Origin of the sequence: Microseira sp. BLCC-F43 (genome assembly GCF_041929235.1) — a bacterium.
GTDB lineage: Bacteria > Cyanobacteriota > Cyanobacteriia > Cyanobacteriales > Aerosakkonemataceae > Microseira.
In genome coordinates this window covers 1-16,968 of sequence record NZ_JBHFNP010000243.1, presented here as the reverse complement: position 1 = coordinate 16,968, position 16,968 = coordinate 1, and the positions used below count along the sequence as shown (strand labels likewise).

The following is a 16,968-nucleotide window of genomic DNA, read 5'->3' as shown; positions in this document are numbered from 1 at the left end:
AGCTACACAACTACTAAACTTCCCACGACAAATCAAACTTACTCCCACTAAGAGTTTTTACCTGAGCAAGGCTCTGTTAACTCACATAACACAGTTTGATCAAGCTTTAATCTATCTGTAGCAACGCTTTACCTAGCGTGCCTTTAGGGGAAAAACTCAGTGTTTTAGGCTAGCATCACAGGATTTAAATCTGGTGCTAGCCTGCAAATCAAAACCTCAGGTGTAAGCTGAGCAACTGTAACCAGTCAGGTTACTTAGTTGTGCCATCGCAAAGCAAGGTTACAGGACCGAAACTACAGGTGCTTGCACACTGCGCTGCGATATCGAGTTGCCCTAAAGCATCATTGAGCAGTTCCACAAAGGTTTCATCCTGCTTTGCTACAGATGCTGGCAGAGACAGCTCAGATACAATGCCGAATAGTTCAGGATTAGCCATCAGATCGCTACGAAATTCTGCATCAAAAGCCGCTTTATGCAACAGCTGTTCTAGCGCTTCATATGCGACGGAAGGCTTTTCCAGAGTAGCGTTTGACATTGATAAACTCCTTAATTCATTTTAGAAGCTTGACTGGTCTCGGTTATGCTACCAGAGCAAAATAAACATTTCTAGCGATCTAGATCGCCTATATTGTGTGACATTTAAGGCAAGTTCATAAAACCTCGCCTTCCCTTAGCAATCAACAAAAATCAGATTTTGTGAAAGCTTTGTGGAGTAAGACTTTGCTCTGAACTCACGGGTGAGTTGCCGCTGGGTTTTCCTGAAAAATCTTAATTTTACTTCACAATATTGTGCTAGATTAAGGAAAATAGACACAAAGATTTACACTAAAACTGGGTTTGACGAGCAATTTATGTCTGCTTTGGTGAGAACAGAAGAGCGTTAATATATTGAGAATCCCACACCAAATCTTTGATTTGAGTGCGGGAGTATGTAAATCGCCAACCTTTTTACCACAAGGGAAGTAGGCATTAGTAAGGCAGAAACAGCACAGATTTACCATCGTATATTTTCCAATATATCTTGACTTTTGAATAATTTTTTGATAATCAAAGATTTATCGTGACAGACCAACAATACGGAATATTTGAGCGGCTGAAGAATTTTGCCGCCTTTACGTTATAATATTTAGGTTGACGGCGCTGCCGGTTTTGATGTTTTTTTATCATAAATTACATGCTATTGAAAATTCAGACGCAATACTGATAATCTGTAAGATAATGATGGGGTGCTAAGGCGGCTTACTTTGACAAAATTGGCTTGACTGCTTCGGAAAAATTACCCAATACAGATGCAAACTAGGTTATGAGTAAATCGCATAAATTTGACGGTAACTTTTGGCAAAGGCTTTTCGCAATTGTAAGGATATACTGGTATCCTCTATCCGAGGGAAGAGGAAATTTTATGGGGATTTTGCTATCGCTAATTCTATTCCTGTTAATAACTGCTTTGATTACCGTCAGCGGGATCGGTTTAGTAGGACAGCACTACTTTCCAGAAATATCTAACAGTATCGCTCCCGGTTTAGCCAATTATTTGAGTAATATAATACAGTCGCCAGCTATTTATCTTATTGGCTTACTTTGGCTGGCTACAATTGTTGGGTTTGCCTACTACAGTCAATTGTTAAAAGAGCATGGGCAACCTTGGTCAATGTCGGTAATCCTGCTCTTATTACTGGTAGCAAGCACGGGTGTGAGTGTGCTTGGTAGTTATTTGTCACGAGATTTGATGACGGCGTTGGCACAAAGGCAGGTGTCAACCTACTTTCCTTTGTTATTACTCTACAGCGGTTCGCTGGTTGTAACTGTTCCATTAGTGATATTTTCCAATTACACGAAACAGAAACTTCGGATTCACTGGCAACAATGGCTAACGAACTATTTCCTAGAGAAATATCTCTATAATAGAGCATATTACGAACTAAAAGACCGATCTGATGTAGACAATCCAGATCAACGCATATCGAAAGAAGTTGAATCTTTTACTCAAACAATCTTAGATTTTGGGGTAGCGATTTTCAATCAAGTTATTAATCTAATCGCTTTGGGAATCGTTCTCTGGTTTATTTCTAAAATACTGGTTATTATTATAGTGGTTTATTCTGTGTTAATAAACCTGATAGTGATTTATCTCAGTCGGAGGTTGGTAAATCTAAACGGGGAAAAACTACAGCAGGAAGCCAACTTCCGTTATGGATTGATTCGCATCCGGGACAATGGGGAATCTATCGCCTTCTCTTCAGGGGAGAATCAGGAATTGAGTGTGTTGAAGGGGCAATTTGGTAAACTGATTAAGAGCTTTAATCTGATCGTCGGCTGGGAAAGAAATATAGAATGCTTGACTGTGGTGTATCAAAATTCTCTGTTCATTATACCGTACTTAATCGTAGGGCCGTTGTATTTTAGCGGTGAAGTTGAGTTGGGAGCAATTACTCAAGCGAGTATAGTCTGCATTCAGGTTTCGGTGTCGTTATCGGTGATTATGCGCCGATTTGATTCGCTGAGTGTGGTTGTGGCTGTAGTTGATCGATTAGCTAAGCTGGCGGAAGCTTTGGAAGAACCAAAGGTAGAACAGGATGTCAATAAAATCGAATCAGCTGAGGATAAGCGCTTTGCCCTCGAAGGACTTTCTTTGCAGACTCCTAATGGGGAACAGACTTTGGTTAAAGATCTATCGGTAGCGATAGAACCTGGTGAGCGAATATTGATTATGGGGGCTAGTGGCTGTGGTAAGAGTTCTCTGTTCAGAGCGATCGCGGGATTATGGAACAAAGGAACAGGTCGGATAGTGCGACCTAGCTTAGAAGAAATTTTATTTTTGCCCCAACGTCCTTACATGATACCGGGCACATTGCGAGAACAGTTACTTTACCCAAATACGAGTCGCTCTATTTCTGATGAGGAACTGGAGTTAGTGCTGCACAAAGTTAACCTTTCCGAATTGCTTTCCAAGGTAGGTAGCTTAGAGGCACAACTAGACTGGAACAAAGTTTTGTCTTTAGGAGAACAACAGCGTCTAGCCTTCGCAAGACTTTTGCTCAATCGACCTCGTTACGCCTTCTTAGACGAAGCAACTAGCGCATTGGATTGGCAAAATGAGAAACAACTTTACCAACAGCTACAGCAAACCGAAACCACCTTTATCAGTGTCGGTCACCGAGAGAGTTTGCTGAACTATCACCAAAAAGTGCTGGAACTCTTGAGTGATTCTAGCTGGCGGCTGATCGCAGCTGAAAACTATCAAATGGTAATAGGTAATCGGTAATGGGTAATAGTTAGGACTGACGCGGGGACACACCGGACACGGCGACGGGTCGAGATTTAATTAAGGGCTATTTGCCGGACATCATATGAATCCAATTACCAATTACCAATTACCAATTACCAATGTTAGTATTTTTTAGCTTTTACGTACTTAAAAACCTGTCGCGGTAAAAGCTGCCCAATAAAAGGGATTGGCAAAAGGATAGGGGCGGCGCGAGCGGATTTTCTTGATCGCATTTTCAATCGCCGCCGCAACAAGTTTGCGTTCCTGTTTAGGCAAATTTGCCAGCATTGGCTCAATTTTAGGTTTAAGTTGACCCAGAATAATTTCGCACTCGCTGCTGGTCAGATCCCGTAACCATATTTGGGCATCTTTGAGGGCGATCGCAATATCCGCCGCTTCTATTAGGTGATGTTTCCTAATATTTTCATAAAATCGACCGAGCAAAAAGGTTGTCGCCAAGTCATCGACTCGCCAAAGACTGGTGACAACGCTGGGACTACCTGCGTAGAGGAAGCTGCTAGGCCAACCAATATATTCATCGCTCAAGCTCTGGTCAATTGTACCCGTTTCCCAGGCAGAAAGCGTGACCAGGCGGCATCTTTCCAGGTTGAATCGAAAAATTTCAGCTAAAGTGAGGCGGATATCTGGCTTCCGTTCGCTTTGGGCTAATATCAGTGCTGAGTCTAACGGCGAGTTGGAATTAAACTCCCCTTGACAGCAGAAGTGAATGCAGTGTGCTTCTAAAAAGTTGCCATCAACTGTACTAGCTGCTTCGTCTGCCTCCTGCTTCACCAAAACTTCGGCGGAGGGGAAGAAGGAGCAAATCGTCGCCACTTCCAAGTTAGTGTAAACGAGATCCTTGGTTGGATCTTGGACGGCAAATAAGTGACTAAAAATATACCGTTGCTGATTTTGGCTTAATTGCAATAATTGACAGCTGGGTGCATATCCCACGCCGCGAGTAAATCGATCCAACAGACATTTATTTGGCTGACCCTTCAGCGGCAATGCATGAAGTGGTAATAAATGCAACCAGCGATGGGGAATTAAAATCAAGCGATCGCATCCCGATGGGATCTGCGCCAATATCTCGTCAATCTGCAATATGTAGGATAATTGACGCAAAATCTGACCTAGCTGGTCTTGCCATTGGTCTTTTTCCTTGTAGGAAGCCAAATCTCTTAAAGCTTTCAAGTCTTGGGATGAGGATTGCCAAACTGTGGGATGGGGCGAGCGAAGGCTGATAGCAAATGTCACAATCTTATCGTCGGCAATATACCATTGAGCGATTGTAGTTTTGTCATCGGTGAGGGCAAAGATATCGCTAAAAGAAATCGGTTCCACCTGTTGGATAGACTTAAAGCGAGGGTCTACTTTGTTGATTTCCTGGAGCAAGTTATCCCATTGCTGTTGTAAGTAATTTAACTCTTGCTGAATTCTCAATTTTGTGCTGCGATTTTCTAGCTGATATTTCCAATCTCCACAAGCTTGTAACTGTCGCTGTTTGGCTGGAATTTGCCGTCGCAATTGGTCGAGTAGGTAGCAAGTTTTTTGATATTCGTTTTGGTTGGGATAGAAGTTCCGCTTAGGGTAAAGATTTTTACGCACCAAGAGTTCGACCAAATGACGGGCTTTGCTGCGCTCGACGAATTCTAAGGCGCGGTTATAATATTCTGGATCCTGTTTCCCCAGTTCTAAACAAACTTCCACGATACAAGCGTATAGCTGATGCGGGTCAGTTTCAAAGCCAGAGGCGATTTCAGTTTGCAGGGATTCTAGAGTATCAATGGCAATTTCTATTGCTTTAAAAGCAGCCGCTAACTGTCCTGCATCTCGGTAGGCAAGTCCCAGATTAAATTGAGTTTCAATATGATTCGTGGGAAAATATTCACGAGTGCGTATTTCTAACGCTGCCTTGTAATGACGAATTGCCTGTGGCAAACTTTCGGCTTTTATGCTCTTGCGACAACGGTAGATATTGCCCAGACTATTTTGGATTTCTGCCCAGATTTCGGGAAAGTTTTGCTGGTTAAAGACAGAGGCAAATATTTCATATCCTGTAATAGCAATCTCTAAATTTTGTTCTCGGTTTCCCATGGGGAAATCTACCAGGAACTGGCTCAACTTGAAAAGATCTAACGCCATGTGCTGCGCTAGTTCCGGCTCCAATTCTGATAAACTGTCTTGAGCAAAACTTCGCAACTCGCAAGCCAGATTTTGATCCACAAAACTGAGATTTGCTCTTAGTAATGAATCCACCTTTTGCAAATTGCCGTTGCTGTCGTGAATTGTCCCCAATAGCTGCATCAAGAAATCAAAATACTCTTGCGGGGTAACCTGAGTAGAGGAATTCCCACAAACTCCCAGGAGACTCCCGGCGATATTCATTAAACGATTCGCCCGCGTTGGATCGCCCCCTTTTGCCAGATCGCCTGCTACTTTCAGCATCGTCTGGACTAGACCAGCATCGACTAAGTTGCGGTTTATCCGCAAAATCTCTGGTTCTTCGCTGCTGACACAGGTAAGGAGTCGATCGATTAGACTTTGGTAGGCTTCTTGGCGTAGTTCGTTCATGGGGTGGACTCTGTGGAGTGCGATCGCAGATCTACATGTAGCCGATTTTATGTCTAATTTGATACTACTTTCTCTACCTATCTCCGCTAAATTAATTATTAAATTTAAAAACTTCCCTGCTTGTGACTCTTCCTTTCTCTTCCCTCTGCGCCCTCTGTGCCTCTGTGGTTCATTAAAATAGCTTTCTCTCAAGTTAAAATCGTCCCTCCCATCAATCGTTCATAGCGATACTTTAATTCAGCCTTTAAAAAAGGCCATCGATTCAAACTTTCATCTTTTGCAATAACTTTTTCAGCCGCATCGCGCGCCAAAATCAAAACATCCTGGTCTTCCACCAAACTTGCCAAAACAAAATCCGCCATCCCCGCTTGACGAGTGCCCAAAACTTCACCGGGACCCCGCAAACGCATATCCATTTCGGCAATAAAAAAGCCATCCTGCGACTGTTCCAACACATTCAACCTCTGTCGCGCATCGGCATTTGTAGAACTACTCATTAATAAACAATAAGATTTCTCCGCCCCCCGACCAACGCGCCCTCGCAATTGATGCAACTGAGATAAGCCAAAACGTTCCGCATGTTCAATGAGCATTACCGTAGCATTCGGCACATCCACGCCCACTTCTACCACCGTAGTAGAAACGAGGATTTGCGTTTGATTATCCCGAAATTTATTAATAGCTTCGTCTTTTTCAGCCGAACTCATGCGACCGTGAAGCAATCCTACTTGAAATTGCGGAAAAATAGCTTCCGAAAGTTTCTGATGTTCTTCAATTGCCGAACGTAAATCTAACTTTTCCGATTCTTGCACCAAGGGTAAAACAATATAAACTTGTCGCCCCTGGGCTATTTCCCGGCGCATCAAGTCGTATGCTTGGTTGCGTTCTCTACCCGATAATACGGTTGTTTGAATTGCTTGTCTTCCCGGTGGCAATTCATCAATTTGACTCACATCTAAATCCCCGTGAATTGTCAGGGCTAAAGTCCGAGGAATCGGCGTTGCTGTCATTGTTAATACGTGGGGTTGTTCGCCTTTTTGCTGCAAACGCGCCCGCTGATGCACGCCAAAGCGGTGCTGTTCGTCAATTACTACTAACCCCAAACTCTTAAAATTTACCGGGTCTTGAATGAGGGCGTGAGTCCCTACTAATAAAGGTAATTCTCCTGTTTCTAATTGGGCGTGAATTTGACGGCGTTTGGCTGCTTTAGTAGAACCTGTGAGCAGTTCTACCGGCAAATGCAGCAGATTAAACCAGCTAACTAATTTGCGATAATGTTGTTCTGCCAATACTTCTGTAGGTGCCATTAATGCGGCTTGATAACCGGATTGAATTGCGGCGAGAATGGCAATAACCGCGACGACGGTTTTACCAGAACCAACATCTCCTTGAACCAATCGATTCATCGGGGCGGTTTTTTCTAAATCGTTGAGGATGTCGCCGATAACTCGCTCTTGGGCGTTGGTTAATTTAAAGGGTAGAATTTCGTAAAATTGTTCGATTAATTGACCTGTAGGCGCTAAAACTGCCCCCGTTTGCCTGCGGCGTAAAGTTTGACGGCGTTGGAGAAATCCTAATTGCAAGTAGAAGAATTCATCGAAGACTAAGCGATGGCGCGCGGCTTGTTTTGCGGCGGTGTCGGCGGGAAAATGGATGTTAGCGATCGCATCGGATAATTCGATTAACCCATAGCGATCGCGCAACGCTACCGGCAAAGGATCTGGCAATTGTTTTGCTGCGGGTAACGCCGCCATCGCCACCCGTCGGATCAAATCCGCTGGCACTCCCTCGGTTAAAGGATACACCGGCACGACGCGACCGATCCCGTGAGAATCGATGGTATCGTCTGGATCTCCCAATACTTCTATTTCTGGATTGTCTATTGAGATCCCATACTTATTTTTCTTCACCAAACCCGAAGCCGCAACGACTGTGCCTTCTGTATAGCGATTTTTCATCCCTTCTTGCCAAGGGCGATTGCTGTAGCGCGTGCCAGCATAAAATCGATGCAGCTTAATTTGCCCGGTTTTATCCTTCAATAACAGTTCAAAAATCGTTAATTTCTTATTTTTTGGGCTAGTAAAGCAGTTGCAGCGTTTTACCGTTCCTACCAAGGTAACAGTTTCCCCTTCGATTAACTCCGCAATATCTACCTGACGCGCATAATCAATGTAGTCGCGGGGGTAGTAAAACAAAATATCGCGGACTGTATATAAACCCAGCTTTTGTGCTAAATATTCTCCCCTGCGCCCAATTCCTGGCAACTGCCCCAAAGCTTGGTCGAGTAAAATTGTTTGGTTAGATTGATTTACAGGGGTTGTGCGGGGTAATTTGGTATTGGTAATTGGTAATTGGTCATTGGGAAGTTCTTCTAACACATTCCCCGCGTCCCCACGTCCCCCCGTCCCCGCGTCTCCCCCACTCTCCTGCTGCATTTGAGCGAGAAACCGACTTGCTTCTGCTACGAGTTGCTGTCGTTCTTCTAGGGTTAATTGAGGATAGTTAGCAAACCTGGACGCCATTTCTTGCCATTGGCGTCGTTCTACAAGGGTACTATCTGGGAGGGTTTGACCGAAACTGAGACAAACAAATTCACTGAAGCGATATTGTTTGCCCACCAAATCTGTAAAACCCCGTTCTGCTTCGACTGCCAAAGCTTTGTGCAATCTTTCCCAATCTAATTGATTATAGGTCATAGGTAATAGGTAATAGGTAATAGGTAATAGGTAATGGGTAATGGGTAATAGGTAACTCAAGTTGCTAGTTATCTCTCTGGGAGCGGCTAATGGCGTTACTAGGCTCTGCCGTGGTCACGAGGCTAATGTCAGTAAAAATCCTATATTAGCAATTAGCAATTAGCAATTAGCAACGGCGAAGTTTATAACTAGCAACTTGCGTTAGGTAATGGAATTATTCCTTTCTCCAATCGCCAATTACCAATTACCAATTACCCATTACCTATTACCACTAACTAATCATCAAACCAACTGGCACGCCATGCTGATTCTGCTTCGGCGACGGCGCGTTCGCGTTGTTTCTTTTGATACTCGCGTTCAATCCCGCGCAGTTTAGCTACCAGGTTGCGAATTTGGTGGCGATATGCCATTACGGTGGGATCGGCTAATTCAATTTCTGATAACCGCAGGTGAATGGCATAGACGTGAGTCACGGTGGAGCTTTGCAGCTCGTCATCGTCTTCTGCTTCAATTACCAAGTTTAACAAGTTGGGCGGGCCAGCGACGCTCTCGGCGGCTGCTTCTACTTTGGCGGCTGCTTCTATAATAGATTCGGGTATTTTTTTGGGTAAGATTTCTGTTTGCTGTAATAAACGGTTGCTATCGCGGGAGGTTCTTTGTAGGGTTTTGGCGATCGCTATTTCCACGCTTTCCAGCCAAGCGACTAACTCTTCCGGTTGCCGTCCCCTTGGCACTTTAGTTACATATGATACTTCCTCTCCCCCGTTATTTCCCTGATGTTCCTGGGTGGGTACGGAGGCGAATTCGCTGGGAATGGGCGAATGAAATTGCCGGAGCAAACGTTCTTTAGCTTTTGCCGCGATTTCCCGGAGGGATTGTTGCAATTGTTGCCGCTGGCTGAAGGATAGGTTGAGAAATTCGTCGGGATAGCCTTGGGTACAAAGGTGATAGCTTGCCAATACTAATTGGTGGCGCACTGCTTGCCCCAAGGCGTCGAGATATCCGGCATAACTATTGTGGAGTTCTGTGGCGATCGCGGCGATCGCTTCCTCCAATGCTGACAAATCCCGCGCTATGCGCTCAACTGCTCCAGCCATAACGGTACAACTGCAATCCCAGGACAAAATTCCTGTTTTCTAGCGTAGCCCAGAGATGGCGCATGGGTACATCAAAGGCCAAATTGATTTTTTTCACCCATGCCCCATGCCAGGTGCCATCTACGATCTGACTCAAGTTGCTAGTTATCTCAACCTTGTAGCTAATGGCTAATGGCTAATGGCAGGAGCGGGACTTACGCAAACACCAAAGTTTCTCTGAAAAATCGTTGGTTTGGTAACAAGATATCTACGCAGAAACTTTGGTGATAGGCTTGTCGTGCGTAAGTCCTGAGGATATGATTGAGCATCTCTCCCAATTAGCAATTAGCCATTAGCAATTAGCAATTAGCAACGCCCAAGTTTATAACCAGCAACTGACGTGATTAGTTGCCACCCATTTGCGCGGCGACTTCTTCAGCAAAGTTGCTTTCTTTCTTTTCAATCCCTTCGCCGAGTACGAAGCGGACGAAGCGACGGACTTGGATCTTTTCACCAATTTGACCAACAGCCTGCTTGACCAACTCTTCCACGCTGATATTTTGATCGCGGATATAAGGCTGATCCATCAAAGACATCTCTTTCAGGCGTTTTTCAATCCGTCCCTGAACGATCTTTTCTTTGACGTTGTCTGGTTTGTTCCCCAAGTCATCCCGTCCCATTTCAATTTCTTTCTCTTTGGCGACGACTTCAGGGGGAATATCCGCTACTCTAACGTACTCAACGTTGGGACAAGCTGCTACCTGCATCGCAATGTTCCGCACCAAGGCTTGGAACTCATCGCGACGCGCCACAAAGTCGGTTTCGCAGTTGACTTCCACCAGTACGCCGACTCGTCCGCCGGTATGGATGTAGCTGCCTACCAGTCCTTCTGCGGCTACCCGGTCTGCTTTTTTATCCGCCGAGGTGATGCCTTTTTTCCGCAGCCATTCTACAGCCTTGGTCATGTCACCGTCGTTTTCTGCCAGCGCTTTTTTGCAATCCATCATGCCAGCGCCGGTTTTTTTTCGCAGTTCTTGGACTGCTTTTGCCGATATTTCCGCCATTTTCTGTTTGATTCCTACCTAACTACCGTTCAACGAAGCCGATTATTCTTCGCCTTCGTCCTCTTCATCAGTATCCGCAAAATCGCTCTCGTCGTACTCGTATTCTTCTTCAGCGCCTTCGTAATCTTCGTAATCTTCTTCGACTTCACCTGCGACTTGACCGTGACGCCCTTCATAGATAGCGTCTGCCAATTTTCCGATTATGAGTTTAATTGACCGAATCGCGTCATCGTTGGCGGGAATGGGGATATCCACCACATCGGGGTCGCAGTTGGTATCCAACAGGGAGACGATGGGAATTGACAGCTTCTGGCATTCTTGGACGGCGTTGTATTCCCGCCGCTGATCTACGATCAGCACGATATCGGGTACTTTCCGCATCAGCTTAATGCCGCCCAGGTATTTTTGCAGCTTTTCCATTTCGCGGCGCAGGACTGCGGCTTCTTTTTTAGGCAACAAATCGAGGGCGCCATTTTCTTGACGGCGTTCCAAGTCTTTCAAACGCTCTACCCGCGTTTTAATCGTTGTCCAGTTGGTGAGCATTCCACCTAACCAGCGTTGGTTTACAAAGTAAGCTCCGCAGCGTTGCGCTTCTTGTGCTATAATCCCTGCTGCTTGCCGTTTTGTGCCGATAAACAGGAATTTTTTGCCTTGTTCGGCGGCGGTACGCATGTAGCTGTAGGCATCTTCCATCAGCTGAGCCGTCTGCACGAGGTCGATAATGTGAACCCCGTTGCGCGAGGTGTAGATATAACGAGACATTTTGGGGTTCCAACGGCGGGTTTGGTGTCCAAAATGAACCCCTGACTCCATCATTTGAGCCAAAGAAACTACTGGCATCTGATTTTTACTCCTGATTCGGGTTAATCCTCCATCCAGGGGTATTTCGCTGGGGGTTTGAATATCCCCGGAAACACCCGAAACCCCGGATGTGCGATTTTTTGACGACAATCTTTAAGCTAGCACAATTATGCTTCTAAATAACCCAATCATTCCACAACGATTTCGTGGGTACCTCCCAGGGGAGTAGCTTCCTTTGTGGCAGAATCGTAAGCCCAAGCTTTGAGGTAGGATTTACCTGGGGGCAATCCAGAAGCATTAATTGTAACGTCCCAACCCGAGCTTTTATAAGCAGGATTGTTCAAGGCTTTGGCAACATCGGGTCTAGGTAACTTTACCTCAGCAACTGCGACGACGGTTTTGTTGTCTGCCAGTGTAATAATTACCCGTTCTGGTATTTTGTTTTTGCCTGGTAGAAACGCCCATCCAGCGATTTTTACTGTAGCTGTCTTTGCGACCTCGTGTTTGGGTCCGATAGAGTCATTTACTGTATCAAAAAAACCTGTTTTGCTTGGGTCTGATGGGGATTTGAATTTGACTTCGCTGGCATTTTTAACCCCAGGGATGGTCTTGCTGTTTGATGGATCGGTTTTTGTAGCGGCTGCTTTTACGGGTGTTGCTGCTGGTGAGGAATTTGCAGATGTTGATGCATCGCCCTTTGTTTGAGAACCTTCTGTACAAGAGGTTAATGAAACCGCGAGGATTGAGATCAAAAGCCAATTTTTTGTGCGATGAAACATAATTACCTTTGCAATTCAAATAAGTTTTTGAGATTTGAAGGTTGCTGCAACAGAGTAACGTAAATTTACCTAGCGGTCAATGGTATGGGGCAAGCGCTAATTGCTAATTGCTCATGGCTAATCGCTAATTATTCTTTCTCACCTGCTGGATTTCGGCGTAAGCGGCATAAACCCCTTGGACGTTGTACCAATTGAGAAAAATTCGCGCAATTTCCCGGGCTAATTGCGTTTGACCTCGGTTTATTAGTTGTTGTAAGAAACCTGCCATTGTTTTTTCGTTGAGTCTGCCGCCGAGGGTGAGAAGTCCCCAGAGAAGTCGATGCAGTGGGGTCATTTGAATCATCATCCGCACTTCGGGTGTCGGATGTTTTTGATAAAACAAGACGCCCATGCGTCCTCGTTGGATTTCTTTTTCTATTAAGTTGGGAATTTGTGCCAGGGAGAAGGGCGGATGCCAGTGGTAGCCGACAGCGTCAGGACATTTGATCAGTTTAAGACCGAGTTGTTTGAGGCGCACGCCTAATTCTAGGTCTTCCCAGCCGTAGAGTTGAAAGCGAGTATCGAAGAGTCCAACTGCGATTAGCCAGTGACGCGCGATCGCTACATTCCCCGTGGCAAAATATGCAGCAGAAAAGTCGGTAATTTTGTACGGTTCTGAAGTAGGGTCGTCAAAGTTACAGGTGTTGATGACTCTACCATAGGTGAATAAACGATCGCTCCCTAAAGTCTTTTCTCCCTGTAGGAGGGCGTCTGCGTGCGCCTGGAGAAAGTTTTCCGTCACCACTAGATCGCTATCGATAAAGATGATAGTATCCCCTAGTGCTTGTTCTACGCCTAAGTTGCGGGCGGCGGCGGGACCTGCGTGAGATTGAGCGAAACGTCGCACGTGAGGAAATTTGGCGGCATTTGCTTCTAACCATTCCAGCGTGCCATCTGTGGAACCATCATCCACCAGCACTACTTCGTAACCCGTAACGAGGCTACCCTGTCTCAGATGCTGTTTTTCCAAGGCTAGGAGGCATTTTTCCAGGATAGGTCGGCGATTGTAAGTTGGAATGACGACGCTGAAAAACACGGCGAGCTAAGAATGAGTCCCGGCTCATTGTAAAGACTTATTAATGCTTTGGCAATCGCTGATTAGCAAAAAATAAAACTGTACGATGGCTGACAGAATCGGCAGCGATTGGATAGATAATGGAAGTTTGTCGTTTTTAGACGATGGCAGTTCAGGACTTAGGCAGGTCGAGGCCAGAAACCGGGTTTCTGAGTCAATCTCTGGTTGCCAAACCCAGGATTTTTGGTAGAAACCCGGTTTCTTTGGGTTTCTGAGTCACGATTTTTCGTAGAAACCCGGTTTCTTTGCGTGTTTTGAACTCGCGATCGCATCGCCACAAGAGGAAGATTGGGAATGAAAGCTCAGGATTTGAACGGAAAAACCATTGCATTTGCGGGTTCTGGCGGTTTAGATAGTTGTACGATTACCCGTTGGCTGACCGATAAAGGTGTCAACGTTGTATGTTTTACCGCTGATTTGGGTCAACCCGATGAAGAGGATGTGGAAGCAATTGGCAAGCGCATGTCGATGGCGGGGGCGGTAGATTTTGTTTTGTTACCCGCGCGGGATGCGATCGCTCAAGCCGGTGTAGATTTAATTCAAACCCAAGCTTGCTATGAAGGACGCTACTGGAATACGACTGCAATTGCCCGCTGCGTCCTCACCAAAGCGATGATTCAAGCAATGAAAAAAAGAGGGCTGACTATATTCAGCCACGGCGCAACGGGACGGGGTAACGACCAAGTCCGGTTTCAGCTAATTACTAATATGCTCGCCCCGGATTTTGAAGTTTATGCACCTTGGCGCGATGAGGAATTTTTAGCACGCTTTCCCGGGCGCAGCGAAATGATTGATTTCTGTCAAGAAAAAGGTCTTCCCGTCACCGCATCGAAAGATAAACCTTATTCCACCGATGCGAATATGCTCGGTTTAACCCACGAATCGGGATTGTTGGAATCTCTAACAACTCCGGCTCATTTTGTCAAGCCAATTATGGGTTGTTATCCCGCCGATGCACCCAACGAAACCGAAGAATTTACCGTGACTTTTGAGCAAGGTCGTCCGGTTAAAATTAACGGCAATGCGGTTAATTTGGTCGATGCATTTCTGCAAGCAAATGCTATCGGCGGACGCCACGGGATTGGGATTGGCACTCACTTAGTGGAAAATCGCTTTGTGGGGATTAAATCGCGCGGTGTTTACGAAAGCCCAGGAGTAGAATTGTTGGGAACTTGCTATGCATTTTTACTGCAATTAATTTTAGACCGCCGCGCGCGGGAGTTCTTTGACCAGTTATCCTTATTAATTGCCAAGCAAATCTATCAGGGCTATTGGTTTGATTTGGCAACGCAAATGGCACTCGAAGCGATTAAACGTACCGCAGAATTGGCGACAGGAACTATTAAAGTTTCGCTTTACAAAGGAAATATTTCCTTTGTTTCTGCAACCGATACAAATCATTCTCTATATTCAGAGAAAAATGCTTCAATGGAAGGGATTGGTAGTTATAATCATGCTGATTCGGAGGGACTGCTGCGGGTATTTGGCGTGAGTGCGCGAGTGTTGGCGACTAGCGGACAAGTAACGTTAAAGAGTTAGGTTGAAGAAAGAAACCCGGTTTTTTAGAAAAACCGGGTTTCTGGATAGGAGAAGAAGATGAATGGTAAGCGATCGCATATAATCGCAGTTGTATTAATTCTGGGAATACTATTTCGATTTATCAACCTCGACGGCAAACTTTACTGGTACGACGAAACGCTAACTTCGCTGAGAATTTCCGGACATACTCAAACAGAATTAGTCGAGCAAGCATTCAACGGGCGAGTTATTAGCGTACAAGAATTACAGGAAAAATATCAATATCCCAATTCCGAGAAAGGTTTAACTGACGCGATAAAGGCTTTTGCGGGAAATGCCGAACATTCGCCTTTGTATTACTTAATGGCGCGATTTTGGGGACAAAGTTTTGGTAATTCTGTTGTCAGTATTAGAAGTTTATCGGCTTTTATTAGTTTGCTGGCATTTCCTTGTATCTATTGGTTATCGCTGGAATTATTTGCATCATCCCTGACGGGATGGGTAGCGGTTATTCTAATAGGTGTTTCGCCTTTTCACGTATTGTACGCCCAGCAAGCACGACAATATAGTTTGTGGACGGTGGCTATTTTATTGTCGAGTGCAGCATTGTTAAAAGCAAGCAAGGCAGAGCCTTTAAAAGCAAGCAAGGCAGAGCCTTGCAATACTCGTACCCAGGCTGAGCCTGGGTACGAGTGTAGGGATGCTCTGCATCCTGTAAATTGGATAATTTATGCATTAACAGTAGCCATTGGACTGTATTCCCATTTATTTTTCGGGTTAGTTGCAATTGGACATGGAATTTATATAGTTGCAATTGAAGGCTGGCGATTGAGTAAAAAAGCGATCGCTTATTTACTAGCATCATTGACGGGATTGCTGATTTTTTCACCGTGGCTTTTGATAATTGCCGCTAATTTATCCCAAATTATTCAAAGTACGGCAACAACTAATTCAACAGTGCGAAATTTGCCTTTACGTTGGCTATTAAATTTAAGCAGGCTATTTTTTGATTTGAATCACGGTTTAAGTTTTATCAATCCAATTTTATATATAACGGCAATTTTATCGATTTGGGCGATTTATTTTGTCTGCCGTAACACGCCGAAGCAGACTTGGTTATTTATTTTGACTTTAATTGGAGTCACGGGATTAGCTTTAATTTTACCAGATTTAATTTTAGGAGGACGGCGATCCAGTGTGACTCGATATGCAATACCTTGTTTTTTAGGAATTCAAGTTGCTGTGGCTTATTTACTGACAGTTAAAATAACTAAAAGCCAGCATGTAAAACGGTGGTCATATGTTTTAGTTGCCTTAATTGCCAGCGGGGTTATATCCTGTGTAGCGAGCAGTTTATTTCCAATTTGGTGGCACAATAGCCATACAAATAGTAAATACAATCCCCAAGTTGCTCGAATTGTTAATCAAGCAGAAAGTCCGCTTTTAATTACTGATGAAATTCCGGGAAGAGTGCTGGCTTTTAGTCATTTGCTGAAACCTGACGTTAATCTTCAATTAGTGGTAGAGGGAAATATTCCTAAAATTGCAGATAATTTTGGCAATGCCTTCTTATATCGTCCTTCTGAGAGATTGCGCCAGGGGATTGAGCAAGAGCAAAATTTTAAAATAGAGCCGGTTTATAAAGATTGGCTTTGGAAAATTGAGAAAAAACGTAAGCAGTACAGGAGATAGAAAGCTTGTAGTAAGCGCTTAAGCGCTGACTACGAACCATTGTGTAAAATTCAGGCTATAGATAACCCAGGGATTTAAACCACAGGAGTACAATAGAAAGCTTGTAGTAAGCGCTGAAGCGCTGACTACGAACTATTCTGTAAAATTCAGGCTATAGATAACCCAGGGATTTAAACCACAGGAGTACAATAGAAAGCTTGTAGTAAGCGCTGAAGCGCTGACTACGAACCATTCAAGGCTCTACATAACCCACCCATTTAAACCACAGGAGTACAATAGAAAGCTTGTAGTAAGCGCTGAAGCGCTGACTACGAACTATTCTGTAAAATTCAGGCTATAGATAACCCAGGGATTTAAACCACAGGAGTACAATAAAAAGCTTGTAG

The 16,968-nt window shown here is 44.7% G+C and carries 11 protein-coding genes; 3 read left to right on the top strand and 8 right to left on the bottom strand.

What is annotated here, in order from left to right; all coding sequences use genetic code 11:
- Positions 1-250: 250 nt before the first annotated feature.
- Positions 251-535 (bottom strand): cinnamycin family lantibiotic, encoded by a 285-nt coding sequence (locus ACE1CM_RS32885; RefSeq protein ID WP_374883089.1) that lies wholly within the window; start codon positions 533-535, stop codon positions 251-253.
- Positions 536-1,402: 867 nt separating this feature from the next.
- Between ACE1CM_RS32885 and ACE1CM_RS32880 the strand changes: the two genes are divergently transcribed.
- Positions 1,403-3,265, top strand: coding sequence for an ABC transporter ATP-binding protein/permease (locus tag ACE1CM_RS32880; protein ID WP_374883088.1), 1,863 nt, complete (start codon positions 1,403-1,405; stop codon positions 3,263-3,265).
- A 150-nt stretch (positions 3,266-3,415) separates the two neighbouring features.
- Here ACE1CM_RS32880 and ACE1CM_RS32875 read toward each other — a convergent pair whose 3' ends face one another.
- From ACE1CM_RS32875 to ACE1CM_RS32845, 7 genes are all read right to left on the bottom strand, one after another.
- Positions 3,416-5,842 (bottom strand): CHAT domain-containing protein, encoded by a 2,427-nt coding sequence (locus ACE1CM_RS32875; RefSeq protein ID WP_374883087.1) that lies wholly within the window; start codon positions 5,840-5,842, stop codon positions 3,416-3,418.
- Positions 5,843-6,030: 188 nt separating this feature from the next.
- The gene (gene recG, locus ACE1CM_RS32870) at positions 6,031-8,538 is read right to left on the bottom strand and encodes an ATP-dependent DNA helicase RecG (protein WP_374883086.1); all 2,508 of its coding nucleotides are present in this window, start codon (positions 8,536-8,538) and stop codon (positions 6,031-6,033) included.
- A gap of 275 nt (positions 8,539-8,813) precedes the next feature.
- Positions 8,814-9,635 carry a hypothetical protein gene (locus ACE1CM_RS32865; protein WP_374883085.1) on the bottom strand — a complete coding sequence of 274 codons (822 nt, stop codon included), beginning with the start codon at positions 9,633-9,635 and terminating at the stop codon, positions 8,814-8,816.
- Positions 9,636-10,018: 383 nt separating this feature from the next.
- Positions 10,019-10,678, bottom strand: coding sequence for a translation elongation factor Ts (gene tsf / locus ACE1CM_RS32860; RefSeq protein WP_374883084.1), 660 nt, complete (start codon positions 10,676-10,678; stop codon positions 10,019-10,021).
- A 42-nt stretch (positions 10,679-10,720) separates the two neighbouring features.
- Positions 10,721-11,518 (bottom strand): 30S ribosomal protein S2, encoded by a 798-nt coding sequence (gene rpsB, locus ACE1CM_RS32855; RefSeq protein WP_374883083.1) that lies wholly within the window; start codon positions 11,516-11,518, stop codon positions 10,721-10,723.
- A 149-nt stretch (positions 11,519-11,667) separates the two neighbouring features.
- The gene (locus ACE1CM_RS32850; protein ID WP_374883082.1) at positions 11,668-12,258 is read right to left on the bottom strand and encodes a hypothetical protein; all 591 of its coding nucleotides are present in this window, start codon (positions 12,256-12,258) and stop codon (positions 11,668-11,670) included.
- A gap of 124 nt (positions 12,259-12,382) precedes the next feature.
- On the bottom strand, positions 12,383-13,333 hold the full coding sequence (locus ACE1CM_RS32845) for a glycosyltransferase family 2 protein (RefSeq protein WP_374883081.1): 951 nt from the start codon (positions 13,331-13,333) through the stop codon (positions 12,383-12,385).
- 333 nt (positions 13,334-13,666) lie between these two features.
- Between ACE1CM_RS32845 and argG the strand changes: the two genes are divergently transcribed.
- Both argG and ACE1CM_RS32835 read left to right on the top strand, forming a co-directional pair.
- A complete protein-coding gene (gene argG / locus ACE1CM_RS32840; protein WP_374883080.1) occupies positions 13,667-14,911 on the top strand; it encodes an argininosuccinate synthase in 1,245 nt (414 codons plus the stop codon).
- Positions 14,912-14,968: 57 nt separating this feature from the next.
- Positions 14,969-16,582, top strand: a complete 1,614-nt coding sequence (locus tag ACE1CM_RS32835; protein ID WP_374883079.1) for a hypothetical protein — start codon at positions 14,969-14,971, stop codon at positions 16,580-16,582.
- The last annotated feature ends 386 nt before the right edge of the window (positions 16,583-16,968 follow it).

Bases quoted from the DNA above. Each gene is read 5' to 3' on its own strand.
- ACE1CM_RS32880 (WP_374883088.1), top strand. From the start codon at position 1,403: ATGGGGATTTTGCTATCGCTAATTCTATTCCTGTTAATAACTGCTTTG.
- ACE1CM_RS32835 (WP_374883079.1), top strand. From the start codon at position 14,969: ATGAATGGTAAGCGATCGCATATAATCGCAGTTGTATTAATTCTGGGA.
- ACE1CM_RS32850 (WP_374883082.1), bottom strand. From the start codon at position 12,258: ATGTTTCATCGCACAAAAAATTGGCTTTTGATCTCAATCCTCGCGGTT.
- ACE1CM_RS32885 (WP_374883089.1), bottom strand. From the start codon at position 535: ATGTCAAACGCTACTCTGGAAAAGCCTTCCGTCGCATATGAAGCGCTA.
- ACE1CM_RS32865 (WP_374883085.1), bottom strand. From the start codon at position 9,635: ATGGCTGGAGCAGTTGAGCGCATAGCGCGGGATTTGTCAGCATTGGAG.
- rpsB (WP_374883083.1), bottom strand. From the start codon at position 11,518: ATGCCAGTAGTTTCTTTGGCTCAAATGATGGAGTCAGGGGTTCATTTT.
- argG (WP_374883080.1), top strand. From the start codon at position 13,667: ATGAAAGCTCAGGATTTGAACGGAAAAACCATTGCATTTGCGGGTTCT.
- ACE1CM_RS32875 (WP_374883087.1), bottom strand. From the start codon at position 5,842: ATGAACGAACTACGCCAAGAAGCCTACCAAAGTCTAATCGATCGACTC.
- recG (WP_374883086.1), bottom strand. From the start codon at position 8,538: ATGACCTATAATCAATTAGATTGGGAAAGATTGCACAAAGCTTTGGCA.
- tsf (WP_374883084.1), bottom strand. From the start codon at position 10,678: ATGGCGGAAATATCGGCAAAAGCAGTCCAAGAACTGCGAAAAAAAACC.